Origin of the sequence: Thalassospira sp. HJ, assembly GCF_000948415.1 — a bacterium.
Taxonomy (GTDB): domain Bacteria; phylum Pseudomonadota; class Alphaproteobacteria; order Rhodospirillales; family Thalassospiraceae; genus Thalassospira.
In genome coordinates, this window is the sequence record NZ_JYII01000006.1 from 378643 (window position 1) to 404161 (window position 25519).

Below are 25519 nucleotides of genomic sequence, written 5' to 3' on the forward strand. Positions count from 1 at the left end.
CCGCAAGGTTTCCAAGCCTTTTTAAAGGGATTATATGTCGCATTCGGGCAGACGAGAGAACCCGCAACAGGCCTGCTAGGGACGAGAAACGATAATATGATTGTAGAGATCGGACATTACGCCCTGATACTGTCACTGGTGATGGCAGTTGCCCAATCCACCATTCCGTTTCTGGCGGCGTCCCGGCGTGATCCGGCCCTTCTGGTCGTGGCCCCGCGTTTGGCGATTGCGTGCTTTGCGCTTGTCGCGGCAAGCTTCCTTGCGCTGACTTATGCCTATGTCAGTTCCGACTTCTCTGTCCTCAATGTTCTGAATAACAGCCATACCTCGAAACCGATGATTTATAAAATCACCGGGGTTTGGGCCAATCACGAAGGATCGATGCTGCTTTGGGTGCTGATCCTGACGCTATTTGGCGGGGCGGTTGCAGCATTTGGTCGCAATCTTCCGCCGACCCTGCTTGCCCGTGTGCTTGGTGTCATGGGCTTGATCGGGGCTGGCTTTATCCTGTTTATCGTTCTGACTTCCAACCCGTTTGAGCGCGTTTTGAACCCGCCGCTTGACGGCGAAGGCATGAACCCGTTGCTTCAGGACCCGGGCATCGCCATTCATCCGCCGTTCCTTTATCTCGGCTATGTCGGATTTTCCGTCGCCTTCGCCTTTGCGGTTGCAGCCCTGATCGAAGGCCGGGTTGATCCGGCATGGGCGCGTTGGGTGCGTCCCTGGACGTTGGCCGCGTGGGTGTTCCTGACTGCGGGTATCGGCCTTGGCTCCTGGTGGGCCTATTACGAGCTTGGCTGGGGCGGCTGGTGGTTCTGGGACCCGGTTGAAAACGCATCATTCATGCCGTGGCTTGCCGGTACCGCGCTTTTGCATTCGGCGATCGTTGTCGAAAAGCGTGACGCGCTTAAAAGCTGGACGATCTTTTTGGCGATCCTGGCCTTTTCCTTCTCGCTTCTTGGGACGTTCCTTGTGCGTTCAGGCGCGCTGACATCGGTGCATGCCTTTGCCACTGATCCGACGCGTGGTGTGTTTATCCTGATCCTGCTGTTCATTGCTGTGGGCGGATCGCTGACGCTTTATGCCTGGCGTGCGCCGACATTGAAGGGCGGCGGATTGTTCCAGCCGATCTCGCGCGAAGGGGCGCTTGTCTTCAACAACGTGCTGCTGTCGATTGCGGCGGCCATGGTGTTGCTGGGAACGCTTTATCCGCTGCTGCTTGAGACCGTGACGGGCGAGAAAATCTCGGTCGGGGCGCCGTTCTTTAACGCAACATTTGTTCCGATCATCACCCCGGTGATTGTTGCCATGGCCTTTGGCCCGTTGATGCCGTGGAAACGTGCAGATCTTCTCGGCGTGTTTAACAAGCTCAAGATTGCGCTGGCGGCAACCGTTGTTGTTGTGCTGGTCACACTGTGGCTTGCAGGTGGTCCGGCCTTTGCCCTGTTTGGCATGGGATTGGCGGCCTGGCTGTTTGTCGGATCAATCCTTGAATGGTCGGGCCGCATCAAGCTGTTCCGCGAACCGATCAGCACCAGCTTGCGACGTATGCGCAATCTGCCACGCTCTGCCCATGGTACCATGCTGGCGCATGCCGGTGTGGCGATTGTGGTCGCCGGCATCACCGGATCGCAGGCCTGGACCGAAGAAGCCGTCCAGTCACTGGCGGTCGGCGAAAGCACCGAGCTTGCCGGGCATACGTTTATCCTGTCAGACATCCGTGAATATCAGGGACCGAACTACGCCGCCCGTGAAGCGGAAATCACCATCACCACACCGGGTGAACGCACCGTCGTTCTGACGCCGGAAAAACGCGTTTACACTGTGGAAGGTATGCCGACCACCGAGGCCGGCATTCAATCGAGCTTCACCGGCGATATCTATGCCGTGATCGGTGATCAGGATGAAAGCGGCAAATGGATCACCAGGTTCTATGTCAAACCGATGATCCCTTGGATGTGGTCTGGCGGGCTGGTCATGGTGTTTGGCGGCCTGATGTCGCTGTCTGATCGTCGCTATCGCATCGGTGCGCCGACCCGTTCCCACAAGACTGCTGCCAAAGCAGTACCTGCAGAATAAGCCAAGGACAGGAAACTCTCATGACCATCTGGATTGTTCTTGGCGCGATTACCCTGCTGCTGGCCGGGTTTATTCTGTGGCCGATCCTTCAAAGCAACCGCGCAGCCAAGGCAAGTGATGCCGCCGACGCATCACCGGCATCCGAGATGAATGACGGCAGCCCGGAGGACGAGCTGTCACGTGATCTTGCGGTGTATCGCGACCAGCTTTCAGAGATCGACCGCGATATCGAACGCGGCGTTCTGAGCGCCGAGCAGGCCGATGCCGCCCGCACCGAAGTGCAGCGCCGTATCCTCGCCGCAGATCAGCGCATCAAACGCCAACAGTCGGGTGAGCCCCGCGAACAGACATCGGCCAGTGCGCCGATCCGCACGATTGCCGCCGGTTTTATCGTGCTGTTCATTGCCGGCGGGTTCGGGCTTTATCTTGATCTTGGCAGCCCCGAGATGCCCGATCGCCCGATCGCCAGCCGAACCGATGAAATCAATGCCGTGCGCATGGCACAGGATGCCAATCAGGATCGCCAGTCGGTTCTGAACCGTGCGGTCAGTGACCTTTCGCAGAAGCTTCTGGAAAACCCCGATGATATCCGAGCTTGGGAGTTGCTCGGTGCCAGCCTGATGGCGCTTGGCCGCCCGGAAGAAGCCCAGACCGCGTTTCTTGAAACCGTCAAACGGTCGGGACGCGATGGCGATTATCTGGCGATGTATGCCGAAAGCCTTGTGCGCAGCAGTAATGGCCAGATCAATGCCACAGCCCGAGGCGTGCTGCGTGAAGCCGCCGAAACCGATAGCACCGATCCGCGTATCCAGTTCTATCTTGGTCTTGCCGATGCACAGGAAGGCAATGTGGTCGCCGCTGTTGATCGCTGGATCGCGCTTGCCAACGGGGCCCCGGCCGATGCGCCGTGGTTGCCAATGGTCGTGGGGCGGATCAATGAAGCTGCCCTTGCCCAGGGCATCGACATTGAAGGACGCCTGAACCTTGCAGAGCGCGCGCCCGGACCAAGTCAGGAAGATATTGCCGCCGCCCAGCAGATGACCGCTGAAGAGCAGCAGGAAATGGTCATGTCGATGGTCAATGGGCTGGCGGCACGACTTGATGAGGATCCCAACGATCCCGATGGGTGGGCACGCCTGATGCAGGCCTTTATGGTTCTGGGTCAGGAGGATGATGCACGTGCGGCCTACGAGAAGGCAGGCGAAGTCTTTGCCGACCAGCCAGGCCTTGTTGCCCGATTCGATTCGCTGGCGCGTGAAATCGGCATTTCAGCCAACTGATCGGTGTTTTTTACGTAAAATCACCGATAAAAAATGTTTTCCATCCGCCCTTTCCCCTGTTCTTTTGAGCCATTATATCTCATACAGACGGTTAATATCTGCAACTTTACTGATGTCTTATTGAATTGAAGTTCGTGCTGCGGTATGAAATTAAGACTTAAGGATAGATAAGTTATTGCTTATCCACCCTTTTCCCGGGAAACGCACATGATGGTGGGGACCATCTTTTTCTTTGGGATCAAGTGACTGTCAGGCTCATAAAACAAAAATTGCGGGAAGATCAGGATCATAGAAAGATCACCCGTAAGGATAGCGGATCACTATGCCGGATCAGAGGAATGGCCCAACCAACAACCTGTTGTTGATTGAAGACAATCCCGGTGACGCGCGCCTTGTGCGTGAAGCGTTGCGGGAGTTCAAACAACCGGTTGAACTGCATCATGTAAAGGATGCGATGACCGGACTGCAGTTTTTGCAGCAGGACGGTCCGTATCGCAATGCGCCACGTCCGCGTCTTATCCTTCTTGATCTGAACATGCCGCGCAAGGATGGCCGCGAAATGCTGCGCGATATCCGAAGCGACCCCAATTGCGCATCCATCCCCGTCATAGTCCTGACCACATCGGGTGCCGAGCACGATGTCGATCTGTGTTATGCCGCCGGGGCAAACTGTTATTTGCGCAAACCGGTGGATGTGACAGAATTCATCGATCTGATGAAAATGATCGAATCATTCTGGCTGGGTCTGGCGTTGACCCCGACCCCGTAACCCTCTGCCAGCGAGACTGCCGTGCGCCGCCCGACATCTCTGCTTACGAACTTCCTGCTCATGCCGACAAGTTTGCGGATTGCGCTGCGTGAATTGCGCAGGCCCGGTGTCGGCCTTGTTATCCTGTTTGCCACCCTTTTCTTTGCCGCGACCATCCTGATCCTGACCGTCAGCCTGACACAGTCGGTGCGCGATGGCATGCGTCAGTCGGCACAACAAACCATCGGTGGCGATATCTCGCTTCGGCTGTTTCACCGCGCGCCAACACCTAACGAACTCAGCTTCCTTGAGACGCTTGGCACGGTCAGCCTGACCATCGAACAACGGGTGATGGCCCAGCCGTCCGGCGACCAGCCAGCGGTGCTGTCTGAGCTAAAGGCGATTGATCACACCTATCCCCTGTTTGGTCGGTTGGCCCTGTCACCCGATATCGCGCTTGAAGATGCCCTTGGCAGCCGCAACGGAACGCCCGGCATTGTCGTTGATCCGGCCTTTCTGGATGAGGTCGGGCACGAGATTGGCGACATGCTGTATCTGGGCAATCAACCCTATGAAGTCCGGGCAAGCATCACAGCCGAGCCCGAACGCAAGTTCAGGCTCTTCTCGCTTGGGCCACGGGTGATAGTCGGACTGGAGGATTATCGCACCAGCCCGCTTTTGGCACCGGGCAAGCAGGTCTATTGGTATGTGCGCATAAAACTGCCAGATAATGGCAACCGCACCCCGGATCAGGTGATTGCCGCCATCGAGGAACGCTTTCCCGCGAGTGCCTGGCGGATCGTCAATGCCGCCGACGGTGTTCCGGGACTGGAACGGATTGGCGATTTCGCATCGGCCTTTGTCAGCCTGATGGGGATTGCGATCTTTGCCATTGCCACAAGTGCCATCCATAACGCCCTGACCGCCGATCTGGCGGCCCGGCGCCCCCGGTTTGCTACCCTGCGCAGTCTTGGTGCCCGACCACAGGAAATTGCCACCAGCATCACTTGGCAGATGGTGCTGATCACCGGCCTCGCCATTCTGGTTGCAATCGCCCTGACCCTAGTTACCGGTCATATGGCTGCGCCGTTTCTGAGCCAAAGACTTGGCTTTGCCATCGCACCGGATTTTACCAATCTTCCGATGATTGCGGGCTTCGTATTTGGCTTTGTCGCGCTGGTTGCCATCAGCCCGATCCGTGAGGCGTGTCAGTCCGCCCCGGCCCTTCTGTTTCGGCATCAGGACAGCCATCAAACAGAGAACGTGCCCAAGCGTTCGACCAAGCTGCTTGCCGTAAAGCTCGTCCTTGCCTGCGGGCTGCTTGGAAGTGCGACGGCCTTGATTGATATCGGCGTGTTCGGGATCGCGCTGCTCGCCGTTCTGATCCTGTGTCAGGGTCTTTTTATCCTGCTGGGTCGGATGATCCGGGCGCTAGCGGGCAAACTGGCAACCCGGCAGGGCTTTGCCCCGTCGCTGCGGCTGGCGCTGCGCAATATCGCCCGCCCCTCGGCCCCGACTGTGACTATTACTGCTTCCTTTGGGCTGGCGATGGCCTGTCTGAGTGCAGTCGTGTTGTTCGGCGGACTGGCTGGTCAGCATTTGAAATCGGTTTTGCCGTCGCAAACGCCAGACGTGGTGTTCTTTGATATCCCGCCTTCACGGCAAGATGCGTTTATAGGCGATTTGCGCGGTATTGATGGGGTGCAGGCAGGCAGTCAGATGCCGTTTCTCCATGGTCGGGTGACGCACCTGAATGGCGAAGCCTTGACCCAGGAAAATGTGCCGCGGCGCTATCACTGGTTCCTGCGCGGGGATCGCGGCATGTCCTGGGTAGATCGTCCGACCGCAGATATGAAGGACAACCCGGTCACGGCCGGAGCGTGGTGGCAGGCTGAAAGCAGCAATGAAAATTTGGCGTCCCTTGATGCAGGAGTTGCCAAGGCCATCGGCGCAGATATCGGCGATAGCCTACGCCTCAATATCATGGGTCAGACCCATACAGTGCGGATTGCCAATCTGCGCCAGATCGATTGGACCCGCCTTGGCCTTGATTTCCCGATTGTTCTGTCACCGATGACACCCGCCTTTGACCACGGGGTGATCAGTGCGGTGACGCTACATGACGGGACCGAAGCAAAAGATGCCTTGGCCCTGGTCCTTGCAGCCCACCCTGATGTTCCGGTGATCATGGTCGACGTGGTTCTGGCCAAGCTGACCCGCCTGTTTGACGGGGTAATCTCGGCATTGGTTGGCTTGACGACCCTTGCCACCCTTGGGGCGGTGCTGGTGATTGTTTGCGGCCTGATTGCGCTGCGTCAGCGGCAGACAGAGACACTCGCCATGCTGCGCGCACTTGGCATTCGCCCAGCCCAGATCACCCGAACCGGGACGTATGAGACCGGACTAATGGTGGCAAGTAGTGGCCTGATCGGACTGGCCGTCGGCACGGGGATTGCGATTGCGGCCGCGCAGGCGATTGGCTCCATCAACCTCACCCAAGTTGCGCTCGTAGCCGGGCCTGTGATGGCCGCAGCCTTTGTCGCCATCGTCGTGCTTGGTTTCGGTGGCGGTTGGGCCTTGCAGGCGGCAAACCTGCACGCACAGACCGGTTGGCGGGGCTGAGCCCAATCAATTCAAATCCCGAAAAGCAAAAAGGCCGTCCCATCAGGACGGCCTTTTCTAAATGATATTCTGAAACCGACGATTAGTTGGTCAGGGCCTGGATCTGTGCACGAGCGATGTCGAGCGCGCGCTCGGCATTGGCTTTGTCGTGTGCAGTCTCGGCGGACTTGAGGGCGGCTTCTGCCGCTTCAAGACGGGCCTGTGCTTCGTCAGCTTTCAAATCGGCAACCGGAACCGCTTCTTCTGCCAGAATGGTGCAACGCTCGGGATTAACCTCGGCAACACCGCCAGCAACGAAGATACGTTCGGAAACCTTACCACCTGCATAGATGTCGATGACACCCGGACGAATGGTCGAGATCATCGGCGAATGCTTGGGCAGAACACCAAAATTCCCGTCCGTGCCCGGAACAACGACCATCTCGACCGGCTCAGACTTGAGCAGGGCAGACGGTGAAACAAGTTCCAGTACAGTCGTATCAGTCATGACAATCCTCGCTCCTTAGCCGGAGGGGGACCAAAGCTGCCTTAGGCAGCTTCGGCCATCTTCTTGGCTTTTTCGATGGCTTCTTCGATGGTGCCGACCATGTAGAATGCCTGTTCCGGCATGTGGTCATATTCACCAGCGCAGATCGCTTTGAAAGCCTTGATGGTGTCTTCGAGCTGAACGAACACGCCCGGAGTACCGGTGAAGACTTCTGCAACGTGGAACGGCTGCGAAAGGAAACGCTGGATCTTACGGGCACGTGCCACGATCAGTTTGTCTTCTTCCGAAAGCTCGTCCATGCCGAGGATGGCGATGATGTCCTGCAGACCTTTGTAGGTCTGGAGAACACGCTGAACTTCACGAGCGGTCTCGTAGTGTTCCTGGCCAATAACGCCCGGATCCAGAGCACGCGAAGTGGAGTCGAGCGGGTCAACTGCCGGGTAGATGCCGAGCTCGGCGATCTGACGGTTCAGCGTGGTAGTTGCGTCAAGGTGAGCAAACGAGGTTGCCGGTGCCGGGTCAGTCAAGTCATCGGCCGGGACGTAAATTGCCTGGACCGAGGTAATGGAACCTTTTTTGGTCGAGGTAATACGTTCCTGCAGCGCACCCATGTCGGTTGCCAGCGTCGGCTGATAACCCACAGCAGACGGGATACGACCGAGAAGTGCCGACACTTCCGAACCAGCCTGGGTGAAGCGGAAGATGTTATCGACGAAGAACAGAACGTCCTGGCCTTCTTCATCACGGAAGTATTCCGCAAGGGTCAGACCGGTCAGAGCAACACGTGCACGAGCTCCCGGGGGTTCGTTCATCTGGCCATAGACCAGTGCCGCTTTGGATTCGCCTTCCGGATTGATAACGCCCGATTCCATCATCTCGTGATAGAGGTCGTTACCTTCACGGGTACGTTCACCAACACCGGCGAAGACCGAGTAACCACCGTGGCCTTTTGCCACGTTGTTGATCAGTTCCATGATAAGGACGGTTTTACCAACGCCCGCACCGCCGAACAGACCGATTTTACCACCCTTGGTGTACGGCGCGATAAGGTCGATAACCTTAATGCCGGTCACAAGGATTTCGGTTTCGGTGGACTGGTCGATGAAGTCCGGTGCTTCACGGTGGATCGGTGCGGTCTTGGTTGCAGTAACCGGACCACGTTCGTCAACCGGCTCACCGATAACGTTCAGAATACGACCAAGGGTTTCCGGACCAACCGGAACCGAGATCGCGTCACCGGTATCGATGACTTCCTGACCGCGCTGCAGACCTTCGGTGGTGTCCATTGCGATCGTACGAACCGCATTTTCACCAAGGTGCTGTGCAACTTCGAGAACCAGGCGCTGACCGTTGTTGTCAACATGCAGCGCGTTCAGAATGGGAGGCAGTTCGCCGTCGAATTTAACGTCGACGACGGCGCCCATTACCTGGGAAATTTTCCCCGCCTTCTTGTTCGCCATAGGTATTGTCTCCTGCTCGGACAAAGCTATCCGTTAACTTCCTGCGACCCGCTTACAAAGCCTCGGCGCCGGAAATGATTTCAATCAGTTCATTGGTGATCTGAGCCTGACGTGAGCGGTTGTACTGGATGCTCAGTCGGTCGATCATGTCGCCGGCATTGCGGGTTGCGTTATCCATCGCGGACATACGCGCGCCGTGTTCAGATGCGCTGCTTTCAAGCATTGCACCGAAGATCTGGACGCCAACGTTACGCGGCAGCAAATCAGCCAGAATGGCTTCTTCGGACGGTTCGTAGTCATAAACCGCGGAAGAACCGGTTGCTTCTTCCTCGCCGTCAACTTCTTCACCCGCGAACGGGATCAGCTGCTGAGCGGTTGCCACCTGCGAAATCGCGGACACGAACTTGTTGTAGAAGATCGTGCAGACGTCGAATTCGCCTTCGTCATACAGCGCCAGAACCTTGTCTGCCACCTCGGTTGCCGAAGAGAAATCAATCCCCTTCTTGCCCTCGATGCCAGTATACCGGGCGACAATATTGTCACCAAATTCACGCTTGAGCGCATCTGAGCCCTTGCGGCCAACGCAGATGATCTTGACTGTCTTGCCTTCGCCCTTAAGAGCGATTGCCTTGAGACGAGCCGCTTTCACGATCGATGCGTTAAAACCACCGCAAAGGCCACGGTCTGCGGTGAAGACGACGAGCAGATGCACATCATCCTTACCGGTACCGGCCAGAAGCTTTGGAGCCCCTTCATTGCTGCCGACGGCAGTTGCAAGACGGCCCAGCATCGTCCCCATGCGTTCAGCATAGGGACGGGCTGCTTCCGCTGCATCCTGTGCACGACGGAGCTTGGAGGCTGCCACCATCTTCATCGCCGAGGTAATCTTCCTCGTCGACTTGACGCTGGCAATGCGCGAGCGCAGATCCTTCAAACTAGCCATTGCGTTTCCTCCTTCGCCTAAGTTTCAGTCTTACGCGAAGGTTTTCGCGAACTTGTCGAGGAACGCTTTAAGCTTGGCTTCGCTGTCGTCAGACAGAACCTTCTCGGTGCGGATCGCATCGAGGATATCAGCGCCAGCCGAACGAATTTCGGACAGGTACTGTTCTTCGAAGGCGCGAACCTTGTTCACCGGAATGCTGTCGAGATAGCCTTTAACACCAGCGTAGATCACAACGACCTGCTCTTCGACCTTGAGCGGCGAGTACTGCGGCTGCTTGAGCAGCTCGGTCAGACGTGCGCCACGGGCCAGAAGTTTCTGGGTCGCCGGATCAAGATCCGATGCGAACTGTGCGAATGCTTCCATCTCACGATACTGAGCGAGTTCCAGCTTGATCGAGCCGGCAACCTGCTTCATCGCTTTGATCTGTGCGGACGAACCAACACGCGAAACCGACAGACCAACGTTCACAGCCGGGCGTACGCCTTTGTAGAACAGGTCGGTTTCAAGGAAGATCTGACCGTCGGTGATCGAGATCACGTTGGTCGGAATAAACGCGGAAACGTCGTTACCCTGGGTTTCAATGACCGGAAGTGCGGTCAGCGAGCCAGCGCCGTTTTCGTCATTCATCTTCGCAGCACGTTCCAGCAGACGGGAGTGCAGATAGAAGACGTCACCCGGGAATGCTTCACGTCCCGGCGGGCGGCGAAGCAGCAGCGACATCTGACGATAAGCAACAGCCTGCTTGGACAGATCATCATAGAAGATGGTTGCGTGCATGCCGTTGTCACGGAAGTACTCACCCATTGCGCAAGCAACGAACGGTGCGATGAACTGCATCGGCGCCGGGTCGGATGCGGTCGCAGCAACAATGATGGTGTTTTCCATCGCGCCGCGCTCTTCAAGGACCTTAACAACCTGTGCAACGGTCGAACGTTTCTGACCAACTGCAACATAGATGGAGAACATCTTGTCGCTGTCGGATTTCGCTGCATCGTTCACCGGCTTCTGGTTCAGAATGGTGTCAACGATGATGGCGGTTTTACCGGTCTGACGGTCACCAATGATCAGCTCACGCTGGCCACGGCCAATCGGGATCAGGGAGTCGATCGACTTGATACCGGTCTGTACCGGCTCATGAACCGATTTACGCGGGATGATGCCCGGTGCCTTGACGTCGGCAAGGCGACGTTCTTTGGCGCCCAGCTCGCCTTTGCCGTCGATCGGGTTACCCAGACCGTCAACAACGCGACCAAGAAGTTCTTTACCAACCGGAACGTCAACGATGGCGCCAGTACGTTTAACCTGGTCACCTTCCTTGATCGAACGGTCAGAACCGAAGATCACGACACCGACGTTGTCTTCTTCGAGGTTAAGGGCCATGCCCTTAATGCCACCCGGGAAGTCAACAAGTTCACCAGCCTGAACATTGTCCAGACCGTAAACACGGGCAATACCGTCACCTACGGACAGAACCTGACCGACTTCGGCAACTTCGGCTTCAGCACCAAAATTGGCAATCTGATCCTTGAGAATAGCGGAGATTTCCGCGGCGCGGATTTCCATCACGCAACCCCTTTCATAGCGAGCTCGAGCTTCTGCAGTTTAGTACGAAGCGAGGCATCAAAAACCCGGGAACCGACCTTGACGACAAGACCGCCAAGAACAGCCGGATCAACTTTAAGGTCCACTTTGACAGTGGCGCCGACAACTTCTTTGAGAGCGCCGGTAACGGCTTCGATTTGCTCTTTTTTCAGCTCTGAAGCCGAAGTCACCTGTGCGGTTACTTCGCCCTTGTGAGCCGAGAGCATGGAAAGGTAGGAATCGATAACAGCCGGCAGGGCAAACAGACGACGCTTCTGAGACAGAAGCCCAACGGTCTTCTTGGTTAACTCGGAAACGCCGAGTTTATCCAGAAGAGCCGCCATCGCCTTGGCCTGCACGTCCCGGGAAATCACGGGACTGCGGAGTACATTCCGGAGGTCATCGCTGTCTGCGATGGCCTGGTCGAGCAATTCAAGATCGCTTTTGACAGCATCAAGCTGGTTGGCCGAGTTGGCCAAGTCAAATAGTGCTGTGGCGTAGCGCCCTTGGAGCCCGGTCGCGGCAGTATTTTGGGACACCGGTGAAAGCCCTCAATTCTGGTTATGAGAACGACTCGGATACGTATAAAAAAATGATCCCCCGAAAGGGTTTCCTTCCGGGAAGCGAGCGTTTGGTATCACATGTCCTTTGAGTGGGCAACCCCCGCGCAAGCGCAATTGCGCCCTCTTTTCCATTCTTTGGCAAAGTTCGGCCAAAACACCCCGAAATCGCCCATTTTTAAGGCAGGCTTACAACTATTTTATAAGACGCCTGTCATGGGGGATCAGCGCAGAAGGTTAACGAATTCCTGATTCCGGTGACGAATCCCCGATTTGCAGAGAGTTGGCTTTGTCCGCATCTGAGATCAGCTTGATAATTTGCTTGAAACTGTAACCGACTTCACACCTGATCAAAGCGAAGCCCCGCTGCCAAAGCCATCCTAGACCGCGTCAAAGGTGCGATCCCGTACCATCCCCTTTTGATACCCAGGTCCTTGATCGGTTGATTGCCATCTTGGCCTGTACTTCCTGATCAAGGTCGAGGCCGAACTGATCGGCAAGGCGATACAACAAGATCAAAACATCGGCGGCTTCTTTGCCGACCTCGCTGACGTCGCGCGCCTCGACGGCTTCGCCAAGCTCCTTCATCTCAACCGATGCTCTTTCGACCAGCGAGGCCGGATCACGGACCGGGCCAAAGATCTGCTCTGCCCAATCGCACATGCTGCGCTGACTTTCAGGCCGTTTTTTATTGTTTTCACAAACCATTATCAAATTAACTCCTTAAGTATAGTATGACAGCAACATGCAGCCGCGCCGTTCTCAGAACAACAGGAACGACAATGAAAACGCTTACAGCACGAAAACAAAGCTTCCGTGGTTTGGGAATTTGCTTTTGTGCGGCGCTGTGTCTGATCCTGTTATCGAGCAAAACCCCACTGGCGCGCACCCTGATTATCGAGGGGCTTGAAGAAGAGCCGCTGAAATGGATGGGGCACGAAGAAGCCAAAGGCATTGATATCGACATCATGACCGAGGTCCTCAACACCATGGGGATCAGTGATTATGTCTTTCGCTTTGTCGATACCGGCAGCCGGTTGCTGCACAATGCGCGCAATGGCACGTCAGATATCGTTCTCACCCTGTCGATGAACAACAAGCGCGCAAAATACCTTATGTATCCGGATGAAGCGCATCTGCTTTTGGATTGGCGCTTTGCTGTGCGTGCCGAGGACAAGGATGCAATCCGGTTTGAAGAGTTTTCCGATCTGTCAAACGTACGGATCGGGGCGGCGGCCGATTATTCCTATACCAGTGCGTTCTGGAATTCGGGTCTGGATATCCAGACGGTGGCACGTAATGACCTTCTGATTCCGATGCTGCTGCAAAAGCGTTTTGATGCGGTGCCGGTCAATTACCTCAACACCATTTATGACAGCCTGCAGAATCGCTATCGCGACAAGGTGGCCTTCCTCTATCCGCCGCTGCGCCGTGCACCCTATTATAATGTGTTCTCGCGCGCGTCTGATTATCCGGGCAAGGATGCGTTTCTGGCCAACTACGACAAGATCATCCGCGAGATGCGCGATGATGGCCGGTTGCTTGAAATCTTTGAACGCTATCTTGGTGCGGATGGTTATGACTGGTGGCAGTCGCAATATTCCCAATAAGCGCTGCGGCCGAAAGTTCGGCTCACATAAAGCTGTAAGGGTCGATATCGACCTGCACGCGGACACTGCCCGGTGTCTTGACCTTTGACAGCCAATCATGGATCAGCGCCTGCATCTTGACCGACTTGTCAGCCCTGATCATGAAGCGCCGCCGATAGCGCCCGCGCAACAGCGAAAGCGGTGCCGGGGCCGGCCCCAAAACCATCAGCCCATCACCGCGCGGGGCGGCACGGCCAATGCGCCAGGCGGCTTCATCGACCTCGTTTTCTTTTTTGCCACTTATAATAAGGGCGGCAAGGCGACCATGCGGCGGCATGCCATGGGTCATGCGCTGGGACAGCTCCACCTCGTTAAAAGCATCGCGATCCCCCGCAGCAATCGCCTTGATCACCCGGTTGACCGGATCTGCTGTTTGCAAGATCACTGTGCCCGGCCGATCCCCGCGCCCGGCACGCCCGGCCACCTGCGTCAGCAATTGATAGCTTCGTTCAGCTGCGCGCAAATCACCACCCGCCAAGCCAAGATCGGCATCCACCACCCCGACAAGGGTCAGCATCGGGAAGTGATAGCCCTTGGCCAAAATCTGGGTGCCGATCAGAAGATCGACCTCGTGATTATGCACACGCTTGATCAGTTCGGCTGCGGCCTTGGGCCCCATGATGTTATCGGATGTCGCGACCTCGACCCGGATATCGGGGAAGGTTTCGACTGCTTCCTCATAGAGGCGCTCCACCCCCGGACCGCAGGGGGCCAGTTTGCCTTCGGCCCCGCAGGATGGGCAGGCATCGGGTGCCTTGGCCTGATAACCGCAATGATGGCATTGCAATTTGCCCCATGCCCGATGTTCGACCAGCCAGGCCGTACAGTTTGGGCACTGGAAGCGATGACCACAGGCCCGGCACAGCGTTAGCGGAGCGTAACCGCGCCGGTTGAGGAACAGCATCGCCTGCTCACCACTGGCGAAGGTTTCCGCCAGACGTTTCTTGAGCGTCGGGGTAATCCAGCGATTGCGTTCGGGTTTGTCCTGGCGGATATCAATGATCTCGACACTGGGCAATACGGCCGCGCCATGACGGCTACCCAGCTGAACACGCTGATAACGCCCGGCTTCAACATTGGCCAATGTTTCAAGTGACGGTGTAGCCGACGCCAGAACGACAGGAATATTGCCCAGATGCGCGCGCGTCACCGCCATGTCGCGTGCGTGATACATCACCCCGTCTTCCTGCTTAAAGGCGTGTTCATGTTCCTCGTCGACCACGATCAGGCCAAGATCATGATAGGGCAAAAACAAAGCCGACCTCGCCCCGACAACCAATCGCGCCGAACCATCCGCCACCGCCCGCCAGGTATCGCGTCGTCTGGCCTGTCCGACTTCAGAATGCCAAAGGGCGGGCTCCACGCCAAACCGGTCGCGGAAGCGTTGGAGCCACTGGGCCGAAAGTGCGATTTCCGGCAACAGGACGACAACCTGCTGACCCTTTGCCAGGGCTGCACGGACAGGTTCAAAGTAAACCTCGGTCTTGCCCGACCCGGTCACCCCATCCAGAAGCGTGCAGGAAAAGCCGCCCTGCTCAAGGCGGGCACACAGGGCATCGGCGGCCTCATTCTGCTCGGCTGACAAATCGGGACGGGGAATTTCAAGATCGGGGGCCTCAAACGGCGACGGTGGTGTCACCATCAAACGCTGCACGGCACCGGCTTCGACCAAGCCTTTAACAACACTGGCCCCTGCACCGGTTTCACGCAGGATATCGCCCTGCTCCATCGGGGGATGATCGGCCAGAAACGCCAGCACACGTTTACGCGGCGGCGTCATGCGCAAGCTTGCCGCATCAAATTCCGGGTTCAGGGTAAAACGAAAGATCGGTTTGGGGGCCTCTAGCGCGTCGGGGACGCTCATCGCCATGCGCAGAACCGCACCCTGCGGGGACATGGTATAGGCCGACACCCAATCAATAAATTTGCGCGTCACGTCATCCATCGGGGGCGCTGGCAGAACGCCAAAAATTTCGCGCAGCTTGGCGGGATCAACATCGCCCTTGGCATCGCCCCAGACGACACCGCGCTGGGTTTGTCGACCCAAAGGAATTTCCACGAAATCGCCCGGTGCAACGGACAATCCATCGGGCACCAGATAGTCATAAGGACCTGCCAAAGGCAGGGGCGGCAGGACGCTCACGGTCTGGGCGGTTACCTCAAAGGCCGGATCATTCGCAAACAAATTTCCAGAGGTGGCCTTTGCGGCACTCATATATTATAAACCCCGTGAGGTTGCCCATCCGACCGGTGCCCTTTCAGGATCGCCAGCTACTGGGCACAGAAATTAACGGTCCCACAGCAAGGATCTGGTTCCGTCATCAGATGATCCAGAACCTAGCAGCTAACCGCATCATTGAACAACAGGTCCTAAACAGGAATTCCAATGAAGTTTTTCATCGATACCGCTGACATCGACGCAATCCGCGAACTGGCCATGTCCGGCCTCGTGGACGGTGTCACCACCAACCCCTCGCTGGTAGCAAAAACAGGCCGACCGTTTCTCGAACTGATCAAGGAAATTTGTGACGTTGTCGACGGCCCGGTCAGCGCTGAAGTTGCTGCGACCGATTACGAAACCATGGTTGCCGAAGGCCGCAAGCTTGCCAAGATCGCCGACAATGTCGTCGTCAAGCTGCCGCTGACCGCTGATGGCCTCAAGGCTTGCCGCACCTTCACCGACGAAGGCATTCAGACCAACGTTACGCTTTGCTTCTCGGTTGGTCAGGCCATTCTGGCTGCCAAAGCTGGCGCGACCTATGTTTCGCCGTTCGTTGGCCGTCTGGACGACATTTCCTCTGACGGTATGCAGCTGATTGCCGACATCGTTGATGTTTATGGCAACTACCCGAACTGGACCACCGAAGTGCTTGTTGCTTCGGCACGTGGTCCGCAGCATGTTGTCGACTCGGCCCGTCTTGGTGCTGACGTTGTCACCATCCCGCCGCAGGTTCTGGGTCAGCTGACCAAACACCCGTTGACCGACAAAGGCCTCGAAGCCTTCCTCGCCGATTGGGAAAAAACCGGCCAGTCGATCCTGTAATTTTGGATCGCTAATCGCGACAGACATTTAGGGGCCAAACTGACTCACATGACCGCCCCGGCAACTGATATGAGAGAAAAAGCAAGGAAAAGCCCGCAGATCGGGGTGATTCCCGGTCAAGGGATTTGACGCAGAGGCTTTCTCTCATAGCAGTTGTCCTTCGGATCACTCCGATTTGCACGGGCTATTTTGTCGCAAAACCTTGAAAGATATAGATCTTCCGGCGATTTTGCTCCGCATATCCGCACAAATCCGGGTGACCGGGACGATTATGTGAGTCAGTTTGGCCCCTAAAAACCCGCACCCCGCGCGGTTTTTAACATGCATTTAACCCGGCAGCCCGCATTGTGGCAGCCGGGTTTTTTGTTTCTCACTTTTCAAGCCGGAACCGATGGAAAAGACAGCTTTGCGCGCCGATGATGTCGCGGACTACCTTGCCGAACATCCCGAATTCTTCACTACGCGCCCGGACTTGCTTGAAAGTCTTGATCTGCCGATGCGCGAACTGGGCAATGGCGTTGCCGACATGCAGCAATATGTCGTCGCCCGCCTGCGCGATGAACGCGAAAAGCTGCGTGGTGCCACCAGCGAGCTGATCAATATTTCGAAATCCAACCTCGAAACCCAAAGCCGGATTCACCGTGCGGTTCTGGCACTTCTGAACGCGCGCGGGTTTGAAACCTTTGTCGAGGCGTTGCAGGATCTCGTCCCCGAACTGCTCGACCTTGATGCCATCGCGTTGTGCTTTGAAGAATGCAATGAAGCCCCGGTACCAAGCTGCGATGGCCGGGTGCGTCGCTTGGTCGCTGGTGCGGTTGATCAGGTTCTTGGTGAAGAACAAGATGTCTGGCTTCTGCCTGATGATGCGGGGGATGAGGCGATCTTTGGCCCGAAGGCGTCCGATATCCGTTCTGCCGCGATTGTGCGTCTGGCGCCGTTTTATGGTGATCCGGTCGGGCTTGTTGCCTTTGGCGTCAAGGAGCCGGATTATTTCAGCCCGGCGCAGGCCAATGATCTGATCATGTTCCTGGCTTCTGTTATCGAGTTTGGTGTGCGTCGATGGTTGACCCAAACGGTCTGACCGCCATCACCCTGCCGCAGGATGTGCGCGAGGCCATTGCCGACTGGCGTGGCTGGCTTGCCAATGAGCGCCGCGCCTCCAACCACACCACGGAAAACTATCTCGCCGATCTTTATGCCTTTCTGGGCTTTGTGAAAGATCATCTTGGTGATCCGCCGACGCTCCGCGATTTGCTGCGCCTGAACCCGCGCGATTTTCGAAGCTGGCTGGCCAGACGCAGCATGGATGGCATGGCCAAGACATCTACCGCGCGGGCCCTTTCAAGCTTGCGCAATTTCTATCGGTTCCTTGAACGATCCGGGCGCGGGCAGAATGCCGCCGTGCAGTCGATCCGTAATCCGCGCTTGCCGCAATCAACGCCCAAGCCGCTCGCCCCCGATGACGCGATGGCGGTGCTTGAAAATGCCGATGCCTGGCAGGATGAACCGTGGCTTGGCAAACGCAACCTTGCACTCTTTACCCTGCTTTATGGCTGCGGGCTGCGTATTTCCGAGGCGCTTGATCTTAATGCCAATCAACGCCCGACCGGGGATTCGATGGTGATCACCGGTAAGGGCAACAAGCAGCGCCTTGTCCCGGTTCTACCCATCGTGCGGGACGCGATCGAGGATTATGTGCGCACCTGCCCCTTTGCACCGAATGGCGATGATCCGTTGTTCCTTGGCGCACGTGGTAAACGCCTTGTCGCGCAGGTCGCCCAGCGCGAAATGCGCAAGGTGCGCGAACTTTTAAACCTGCCTGATACCGCCACCCCGCACGCGCTGCGCCATTCCTTTGCCACCCACCTTCTGGCGGGTGGGGGTGATTTGCGCACCATTCAGGATTTGCTGGGCCACGCGTCGCTTTCGACCACCCAGCGCTATACGGCTGTTGATACCGAACAATTGATGGCGGTCTATAACGGCACCCATCCGCGTGCCCGGCGCTGATCAAGCACGTCGGAACCCTCCTTTGCGCGCATGCGTTCATGAACGCAGACAATCCACCCTTCCTGCCCCGCGACAAGAGACAGAAGTCTGATGAAGCTTTTTCGATCCCGCCGCTTTGATGCCAGCCATCGCCACCGCCAGATTTACAGCGCCTATGAGATTGCCTATTCCGCCGTCGACCTTTTGGCGGCTGTGCTGTTCATTGTCGGAAGCTTTTTGTTTCTCGATGACGAAACGGTCAAGGCCGGGACATGGCTGTTTATCATTGGATCGGTGTTCTTTGCCGCCCGCCCGGCCGTGCGTCTTGCGCGTGAGCTGCATTTGGCCGGACTGGGCGAAGGGGACCGGGAAGACGGTACCGAGACCGCGACGGCGGCAACTCGTTCCGGTTCCTGAGTCTCATTTGAGAAAATTTCAGTTCCTTGCGATCACTGTTCACCCTTAGACTGCGTGCAACTAACCGAAATCCCCGGAGGAAATCCATGATTCTGCGTTCCAGTGGTCCGTCGCCGTTTGGTCGGAAAGTCAAAATCGTTGCCAAGATGCTTGGCATTTATGACCAGCTGACGGTGGAAATGTCGAACACCAACGACCCGGCAGATACCCTGCGCCAGCAAAACCCGCTGGGTAAAATTCCGATCCTGATCCTTGATGATGGCCGCAGGATTTTCGATAGCCGTGTGATCTGTGAATATCTTGACGCACAGGTCGATGGCACCACCCTGCATCCGACCGAAAGCGATGCCCGGTGGGAAGCGCTGACCCTTCAGGCACTTGGCGATGGCATTGTCGATGCCTCCATCCTGCAGGTTTACGAAACCCGCATGCGCCCGGAAGACAAACGCCATGACGACTGGCTGTCCTATCAGGCCGACAAGGTCAAACGGTCGCTGGATCATCTGAGCGCCAATGCGCCGTCGCTCGAAGGTGACCTGACAATTGGCCATGTCGCGATTGCCTGTGCGCTGGGCTATCTTGATCTGCGCTTTGATAGCAAATGGCGCGAAAACTATCCGACGCTGGTCACTTGGCTTGAAACCTTTGACGCGCGCGTTCCGGCCTTTGAGGCCACCAAATTTGTCGCCTGATCTGCGATCCTTTGGCGCAAGTTGACACATGTTCGCTTGCGCCAAGGATCAAAGCCGTTAAATCAAGTGCTTACCCACTAAAAATCAACCCGGAGCCTTTTACACAATGTCCCGTCTGAACAGCGTTATCCGCCGCCTTCAAGCCCAACGCGATTGCCTGAATGCGGCCGCCGAAATGATCAAGGATCAGGACGGGATCGTGCTTGAAGTCGGGCTTGGTAACGGACGCACCTTTGATCACCTGCGCGAAATCATGCCCGACCGCGAGATTTTCGTCTTTGATCGTCAGATCGCTGCCCACCCGAAATGCATCCCTGATGATGACCATCTGTTCCTGGGTGATATCTTTGAAACCCTTCCCAAGGCGGTTGAGCGTTTCAAGGGAAAGGTGGCACTCGTGCATTCCGATGTCGGCACCGGGGATGAGGCGCTTAATGCCAAAATCGCATCCTTTATCGGATCAACCCTGCCGCCGGCATTGATGGTCGGTGCCATCGTCGCATCTGATCAGAAAATCGATGTGCCGGGGACAATTGCCGAACCGCTCCCGGAAGGCGTTCCAAAAGATCGCTATTTCTTCCGCCGTTATCAGGGCTAATATCCTGCCTCGCGTCGGTTCTTTGCCTTTTGGGCGGAACAAGTTTTAGCATCTTAGGAAATCGTGCCGTGGCCACCGCAAACGCCCCTTCACCCAGTGGAAGTCAATTGTCCGAAGCACAGGACTTTCTGACCAAATATCCCGATGTCGAGGCCATCGACATCATCCTGACCGACTTTCACGGGATTGGCCGGGGCAAGACGATCCGTCGTCACGAGCTTGAAAGCATCTATAAATCCGGGCGTGGCTTGCCGAGCTCGTTGTTCGGGCAAGATGTCAGTGGTGAGGATGTTGATGACTGCGGTCTTGTGCAAACCGGGGGTGGCGGGGATTGCCGCTGCTGGCCAGTGCCGGGCACGCTTGGCTATCTGCCTCATACCGGGCGCGGGCAGCTTTTGATTTCCATGTATGAAGAAGACAGCACACCGCATGACGTTGACCCGCGCCATGTATTTGGCGCACAGGTCAAACGGGCTGAGAAGCTTGGCTTCTATCCAATGGGTGCGTTCGAACTTGAATTTTATCTCGTCGATCAGGCGCCGGATGCCCAAGGGCTTTATCACCCGGCTTCCTATGCTATCACCAAGCGGCGCAGCAAATTGCGCAACACCATGTCGGTCGATGAGATTGACGAGATGTCGCCGCTTTTTGATGCGGTCTACGAAGGTGCCAAGCATCTTGATCTGACACTGGAAACCCTGATTTCGGAATATGGTCCCGGCCAGTATGAAATGACCATCCGCTATCGCGATCTGATGCGGGCGGCCGATGACGTCATCATCGCCAAACGCCTGATCCGCACGGTCGCACGGCGCTTTGGCAAGGAAGCGGTGTTTATGCCCAAGCCATTTGGCAATGAAGCCGGGTCGGGCATGCATTTGCACCTTTCCCTTGCCGGCCCGGATGGCAACAATCTGTTTGCCGATCAGGCGGACGGATCGCTAAGCCCGCTTATGCTGCATGCCATTGGCGGCATTCGCGGCACGATTGGTGAAACCATGCTGTTGCTCGCCCCGTTCATGAATTCCTGGCGCCGCTTTGCATCGGCGATGTATTCACCGGCCTCTGATGACTGGGGCGTTGAAAACCGCACCGTGGCACTCCGCGTACCCGGCACACCGGGCAAAACGCGCCATTTCGAACACCGTATTGCCGGTGTCGATGCCAACCCCTATTTGGTCGCGGCTGTGACCCTGGGGGCGGCGCTTGACGGGATCGAAGGCAAAATCGATCCGGGCAAACCATGCGAAGATGAAATCGGCGAGGCAAAGGCCCCCAATGACCTGCCGCGTCATTGGCTGGATGCGATTGACCAGTTCGGCGCATCCGAATTCAACAAACGTACCCTTGGCGAACGCTTCCACACGGCATTCACCAAAATCAAACAGGCCGAATACGAACAGATGGCACTGAAGGTTTCAGCGGCAGAATGGGAATATTACGGGTTCTCTGTTTGATCCCTATTCGCGTGCTTACTCGCGCGTGTGCTGACCGTGAACGGTACTCATCTGCGCATCACCTTTAATCACACATAATAGAACCAAAGGGATTCTCTTTCCGGACACCTCTGTTTTGCACAATCCACTAGTTGACCGGCTAAAACTTAACAAAGGGGATTGCCTTGACCTTTAATAGCAGAAGCTTCGATGACCTTGATGCGCTCTATGCAAAAATTCGAGGGGAAAACCGAGAAGCAATTATCGAGAATGATATCGTTGTCGATCCTCTGCCATTACCCGGCGAACTTCGCTGGGGGATAAGCACTGTTTTCCGTCCAAAACTGAGCACTGAACTTTGGAGAGATATCTCTGAGCTCCGAAACACATTGGGCAATGCCCATGCGGCGTATGACCAAAGCAGTGTTCATGTCACCGTCCGTTCAAATGAGGGCTTCCGCCCAAACATAGCCGATGACGATCATGATGTTGTTGGATACGCTGATGCTATGCAGGCTGCGATAGAGGACTACGCTCCGTTAGAGGTGTCATTCAAAGGTTTGATTGGTGTTAGAACTGGTGTGTTACTTTGCGGGTACCCGCATTTTGACCTAATTGAACTGAGGAGGAGATACTTCCTAGAGCTGGAGGCCCGGAAACTTATTCGCCCAGGACCAGAGCCTACTATTGAGAAAGTGCGAAACACTTGTCACGCCAGCATGATCATGTTTTCGGAGCTGCTATCTGACCCAAAGAAGTTCGCGTCGCACCTTGATAAACTAGTAGATCGAGACTACGGCACCGTAGTGATCGATGAATTCGATATTGTATCTTACTCACGCACGCTCAGCGATATTAAGACTGCAACACATGCAACAGTTCCGGCAAGAAACGTAAGAGAAAGCTCTCTCACATGAGCCTTAAGTGTCGTGAGAGAGAATTTCTGCGGGGCCAATGACACGGCGATCAGTAGCTCAAGTCCAACCCAAGGAAATTGCTAAGCGCAAGCGTGATGCCGCCGACAACCAGAAGAGCGAGCACAAAAAGGCCGGCTACCTTGGCGCTGGCGCGCAGGACGGCTTGCCTGCCGTACTTTTGGCCCTGGTCGTAATGCCATTTGATGGCCAAGAACATCGCGATAAGCAGTGCGGCAGCTTTAAACGTGCCAAAGGCGATCGGGACCCAATCCATGTTCAAGACTCTCATATGTATTCGCTATGCGCCTTATGCCCCGATCTGGGACCCGCGCATATTTCTTATTCTACAAGGCAGGCATGTAACAGCGGGCGAAAAAACAGCGAAACCGTGTTTGTGAAAGCGCGTTTCATCGCCAATCCGTTACGTAATCGGGGCCGAACATAGAATTGCTCAAAGGTAGCAGCACTGAGATTTATCAATCAGATCGGCTGTTGTTGACGCAACGCAGCCTTTCTTTGCCGCCCAATTCCTTGCCATCCCTGCCCAATGGCGATATTGAAGTCTTCAAACTGTCATTAACTTGCGATGCCGGGCCCCGCGCATTATCTCCGGCTTGCAACCAGGCGAGATGAGAAGACGCCATGAATGAAATGATCACCATTGCCGAGGCCTCGGCCGACGCAATGTCGGAAATGCAGATTGATCCCACCCTTGATCTGGAAGCTGAGATTCAGCGCCTGAAAAAGGAAAAGAATGCGATCATTCTGGCCCATTACTATCAGGATGGGGAAATTCAGGACCTTGCCGACTTTGTCGGTGACAGCCTTGATCTGTCGCGCAAGGCAGCAGCAACCGATGCCGATGTCATCGTGTTTTGCGGCGTGCGCTTCATGGCCGAAGTTGCCAAAATCCTGAGCCCGAACAAAACCGTTCTGCTGCCGGATTCCAAAGCGGGTTGCTCGCTCGAAGATTCTTGCCAGCCGGAACCGTTCCGCAAGTTCCGCGAACAGCATCCTGATCACGTATCGATCACCTATATCAACTGCTCGGCCGAGGTGAAGGCGGCGTCCGATATCATCGTGACTTCGTCGAATGCGGCCGAGATCATTGATCAGATCCCAGCAGATCAGCCGATCCTGTGGGCGCCGGACCGCCATCTTGGTTCCTATCTTGCCAAGAAGACCGGCCGTGACATGACGCTTTGGAACGGGTCGTGCATCGTGCATGAGCAGTTCTCCGAGCGTGAGCTGATCCGTCTCAAGACCCAGAACCCGGATGCCAAGATCGCGGCTCACCCGGAATGCCATGACGGTATCCTCAAACACGCCGATCACATTGGTTCGACCCGCGCCATTCTGGAATATGTGATCAACGGTCCGGATCAGAAATATCTGATCGCGACCGAGCCGCACATCATCCACCAGATGGAAAAGGCCGCCCCGCAGAAGGAATTCATTCCGGTGCCGGGTGCCGACGGATCGTGCGCGTGCAACAACTGCCCGTTCATGGAGCTGAACACGCTTGAGAAGCTCTATCTCTGCCTGGTCAATAACGGCCCGCAGATCGTCATGCCCGAAGACTTGCGTGTCAATGCGGTGAAGCCGCTTAAACGCATGCTGGAAATGTCAAAAAACATTCCGGTCAAAAAAGACGACGCGGCCTAAGCCGATTGATCTCACAGCCCCGCAAATCTTGCGGGGCTGTTTGCCATTCCCCATCAGAATTCAAAGCAGCCCGCCATCATGACCGTCCTGACCCAAACCGAAATCGCGGAATTCATTGATCGTTCCTTTGCCGAGGATATCGGCACCGGTGACATCACATCAGACAATGTCATTCCCGCCGATGCGCGCTTGCGGGTAGCCCTTGAAACCCGCGAGGATATTGTGGTTGCCGGGCTTGATATCGCGCTTGAATGCTTCCGCAAGCTGGTACCGGATGCAAAGATCGAAAAGCGCTGCGAAGACGGCGATGCGATTTCCGCCAAGGACGTCATGGCCGTGGTCGAGGGCAATGCACGCGGTATCCTGACCGCAGAGCGTACCGCCCTTAATACCCTGCAGCATCTTTCGGGCATTGCCACCACAACGCGCACCTATGTTGCGGCGATGGGGGAGACGACGGCGAAGCTTCTTGATACCCGCAAGACCCTGCCCGGTTGGCGCAAAATGGAAAAATACGCCACCCGCATGGGCGGTGCACAGAACCACCGCATGGGGCTTTATGACGGGGTGATGATCAAGGACAACCATATCGGTGTTGTCGGATCGATCACCAAATGTGTCGAGGCCGCGCGTGCCGCCAACCTGCCCAAGATCGAGGTGGAATGCGACACGCTTGATCAGGTGAAAGAGGCAACCGAGGCCGGCGCGGATATCATCCTGCTTGATAACATGGGACCGGATATGTTGCGCGCAGCGGTTGCAATTGTCGCTGGTCGCTGCAAGACTGAGGCATCCGGGGGTGTAAACCTTCAGACCATCGGTGCGATTGCCGCAACCGGGGTCGACTATGTTTCCGTCGGGCGGATTACCCAATCCGCACCGGCCGTTGATATCGGACTTGATGTTGCAATCCTGTGAGGCCGCATGCGTGAAAGCAGTCACAGCTCAACAGACCCTGCCCTTATCAAGGTGATCGAAACTGCCAACTGGATTTTGCGCGATGGCGAGAACATCCTGTCGGTCAGAAGCCACGGCCGCGACCGGTTTTATCTTCCCGGTGGCAAGATCGATCCGGGTGAAACCGCCCGTGAAGCCATCAAACGTGAAATCAATGAAGAACTCGGTGTCAAGCTTGTGCCCGGCACATTGCGCCAACTGGGCACCTTTGCCGGACAAGGGCACAACCAGCCCGACGACGCGATCATTCGCATGACCTGTTTTACCGGCACCTATACCGGCACCCTTGCCCCGGCAAGCGAGATCGCCGAACTCAGATGGCTGTCACCACGCGACCGCCACCTTCTGGCCCCGATGGGCCAGAAGATCACAGCTGCGCTGTTCGACATCTGATTT

General features: G+C 56.3%; 24 protein-coding genes. 16 read left to right on the top strand and 8 right to left on the bottom strand.

The window, feature by feature from the left end:
- Nucleotides 1-96: 96 nt before the first annotated feature.
- The 4 genes from UF64_RS03695 (at nt 97) to UF64_RS03710 (ending at nt 6729) form a co-directional block, all read left to right on the top strand.
- Nucleotides 97-2079: a heme lyase CcmF/NrfE family subunit gene (locus UF64_RS03695; RefSeq protein ID WP_044827241.1), complete on the top strand. Its 1983-nt coding sequence runs from the start codon at nt 97-99 to the stop codon at nt 2077-2079.
- A gap of 20 nt (nt 2080-2099) precedes the next feature.
- The gene (gene ccmI / locus UF64_RS03700) at nt 2100-3359 is read left to right on the top strand and encodes a c-type cytochrome biogenesis protein CcmI (RefSeq protein ID WP_044827242.1); all 1260 of its coding nucleotides are present in this window, start codon (nt 2100-2102) and stop codon (nt 3357-3359) included.
- Between the two features lie 322 nt (nt 3360-3681).
- Nucleotides 3682-4128, top strand: coding sequence for a response regulator (locus UF64_RS03705; protein ID WP_044827243.1), 447 nt, complete (start codon nt 3682-3684; stop codon nt 4126-4128).
- 60 nt (nt 4129-4188) lie between these two features.
- A complete protein-coding gene (locus UF64_RS03710) occupies nt 4189-6729 on the top strand; it encodes an ABC transporter permease (protein ID WP_044827244.1) in 2541 nt (846 codons plus the stop codon).
- 82 nt (nt 6730-6811) lie between these two features.
- Here the strand turns inward: UF64_RS03710 and atpC are convergent, their stop codons facing one another.
- The 6 genes from atpC to UF64_RS03740 form a co-directional block, all read right to left on the bottom strand.
- Complete coding sequence (gene atpC, locus UF64_RS03715) at nt 6812-7216, bottom strand: ATP synthase F1 subunit epsilon (RefSeq protein WP_044827245.1); 405 nt, start codon at nt 7214-7216, stop codon at nt 6812-6814.
- Between the two features lie 41 nt (nt 7217-7257).
- Nucleotides 7258-8676 (bottom strand): F0F1 ATP synthase subunit beta, encoded by a 1419-nt coding sequence (atpD, locus tag UF64_RS03720; protein ID WP_044827246.1) that lies wholly within the window; start codon nt 8674-8676, stop codon nt 7258-7260.
- Between the two features lie 52 nt (nt 8677-8728).
- Nucleotides 8729-9619 carry a F0F1 ATP synthase subunit gamma gene (locus tag UF64_RS03725; protein WP_044827247.1) on the bottom strand — a complete coding sequence of 297 codons (891 nt, stop codon included), beginning with the start codon at nt 9617-9619 and terminating at the stop codon, nt 8729-8731.
- A 30-nt stretch (nt 9620-9649) separates the two neighbouring features.
- Nucleotides 9650-11182 carry a F0F1 ATP synthase subunit alpha gene (atpA, locus tag UF64_RS03730; RefSeq protein WP_008889762.1) on the bottom strand — a complete coding sequence of 511 codons (1533 nt, stop codon included), beginning with the start codon at nt 11180-11182 and terminating at the stop codon, nt 9650-9652.
- Entirely contained in the window at nt 11182-11739 is a 558-nt protein-coding gene (locus tag UF64_RS03735; protein ID WP_044827248.1) for a F0F1 ATP synthase subunit delta, read from the bottom strand. Before UF64_RS03735 ends, atpA begins: the two co-directional genes overlap by 1 nt.
- Nucleotides 11740-12150: 411 nt before the next feature.
- Complete coding sequence (locus UF64_RS03740; protein ID WP_235284952.1) at nt 12151-12423, bottom strand: MazG-like family protein; 273 nt, start codon at nt 12421-12423, stop codon at nt 12151-12153.
- A 119-nt stretch (nt 12424-12542) separates the two neighbouring features.
- Here UF64_RS03740 and UF64_RS03745 point away from each other — a divergent pair, with 119 nt between their 5' ends.
- Entirely contained in the window at nt 12543-13370 is an 828-nt protein-coding gene (locus UF64_RS03745; RefSeq protein WP_044827250.1) for an ABC transporter substrate-binding protein, read from the top strand.
- Between the two features lie 22 nt (nt 13371-13392).
- Here the strand turns inward: UF64_RS03745 and UF64_RS03750 are convergent, their stop codons facing one another.
- Nucleotides 13393-15624 (bottom strand): primosomal protein N', encoded by a 2232-nt coding sequence (locus UF64_RS03750; protein WP_082049492.1) that lies wholly within the window; start codon nt 15622-15624, stop codon nt 13393-13395.
- Between the two features lie 171 nt (nt 15625-15795).
- Between UF64_RS03750 and fsa the strand changes: the two genes are divergently transcribed.
- The 8 genes from fsa (at nt 15796) to UF64_RS03790 (ending at nt 22501) form a co-directional block, all read left to right on the top strand.
- The gene (gene fsa, locus UF64_RS03755; protein WP_044827251.1) at nt 15796-16452 is read left to right on the top strand and encodes a fructose-6-phosphate aldolase; all 657 of its coding nucleotides are present in this window, start codon (nt 15796-15798) and stop codon (nt 16450-16452) included.
- Between the two features lie 391 nt (nt 16453-16843).
- On the top strand, nt 16844-17533 hold the full coding sequence (locus tag UF64_RS03760; RefSeq protein ID WP_044827252.1) for a DUF484 family protein: 690 nt from the start codon (nt 16844-16846) through the stop codon (nt 17531-17533).
- Nucleotides 17512-18462 (top strand): tyrosine recombinase XerC, encoded by a 951-nt coding sequence (locus UF64_RS03765; RefSeq protein WP_044827253.1) that lies wholly within the window; start codon nt 17512-17514, stop codon nt 18460-18462. The genes UF64_RS03760 and UF64_RS03765 overlap by 22 nt, the downstream gene beginning before the upstream one ends.
- Before the next feature lie 90 nt (nt 18463-18552).
- Entirely contained in the window at nt 18553-18858 is a 306-nt protein-coding gene (locus tag UF64_RS03770; RefSeq protein ID WP_044827254.1) for a YrhK family protein, read from the top strand.
- Between the two features lie 86 nt (nt 18859-18944).
- Complete coding sequence (locus UF64_RS03775; RefSeq protein ID WP_044827255.1) at nt 18945-19550, top strand: glutathione S-transferase family protein; 606 nt, start codon at nt 18945-18947, stop codon at nt 19548-19550.
- Between the two features lie 106 nt (nt 19551-19656).
- On the top strand, nt 19657-20148 hold the full coding sequence (locus tag UF64_RS03780; RefSeq protein WP_044827256.1) for a class I SAM-dependent methyltransferase: 492 nt from the start codon (nt 19657-19659) through the stop codon (nt 20146-20148).
- Nucleotides 20149-20216: 68 nt separating this feature from the next.
- On the top strand, nt 20217-21605 hold the full coding sequence (locus UF64_RS03785; RefSeq protein WP_044827257.1) for a glutamine synthetase family protein: 1389 nt from the start codon (nt 20217-20219) through the stop codon (nt 21603-21605).
- Between the two features lie 164 nt (nt 21606-21769).
- Nucleotides 21770-22501: a hypothetical protein gene (locus UF64_RS03790; RefSeq protein ID WP_044827258.1), complete on the top strand. Its 732-nt coding sequence runs from the start codon at nt 21770-21772 to the stop codon at nt 22499-22501.
- A 49-nt stretch (nt 22502-22550) separates the two neighbouring features.
- Here UF64_RS03790 and UF64_RS03795 read toward each other — a convergent pair whose 3' ends face one another.
- Nucleotides 22551-22775, bottom strand: a complete 225-nt coding sequence (locus UF64_RS03795; protein WP_044827336.1) for a hypothetical protein — start codon at nt 22773-22775, stop codon at nt 22551-22553.
- A 368-nt stretch (nt 22776-23143) separates the two neighbouring features.
- Here UF64_RS03795 and nadA point away from each other — a divergent pair, with 368 nt between their 5' ends.
- The 3 genes from nadA to UF64_RS03810 all read left to right on the top strand — a co-directional run bounded on the left by nadA (nt 23144) and on the right by UF64_RS03810 (nt 25516).
- Complete coding sequence (gene nadA / locus UF64_RS03800) at nt 23144-24166, top strand: quinolinate synthase NadA (protein WP_044827259.1); 1023 nt, start codon at nt 23144-23146, stop codon at nt 24164-24166.
- 78 nt (nt 24167-24244) lie between these two features.
- Entirely contained in the window at nt 24245-25084 is an 840-nt protein-coding gene (gene nadC, locus UF64_RS03805) for a carboxylating nicotinate-nucleotide diphosphorylase (RefSeq protein WP_044827260.1), read from the top strand.
- Between the two features lie 6 nt (nt 25085-25090).
- Nucleotides 25091-25516 (top strand): NUDIX domain-containing protein, encoded by a 426-nt coding sequence (locus UF64_RS03810; RefSeq protein ID WP_052657439.1) that lies wholly within the window; start codon nt 25091-25093, stop codon nt 25514-25516.
- The last annotated feature ends 3 nt before the right edge of the window (nt 25517-25519 follow it).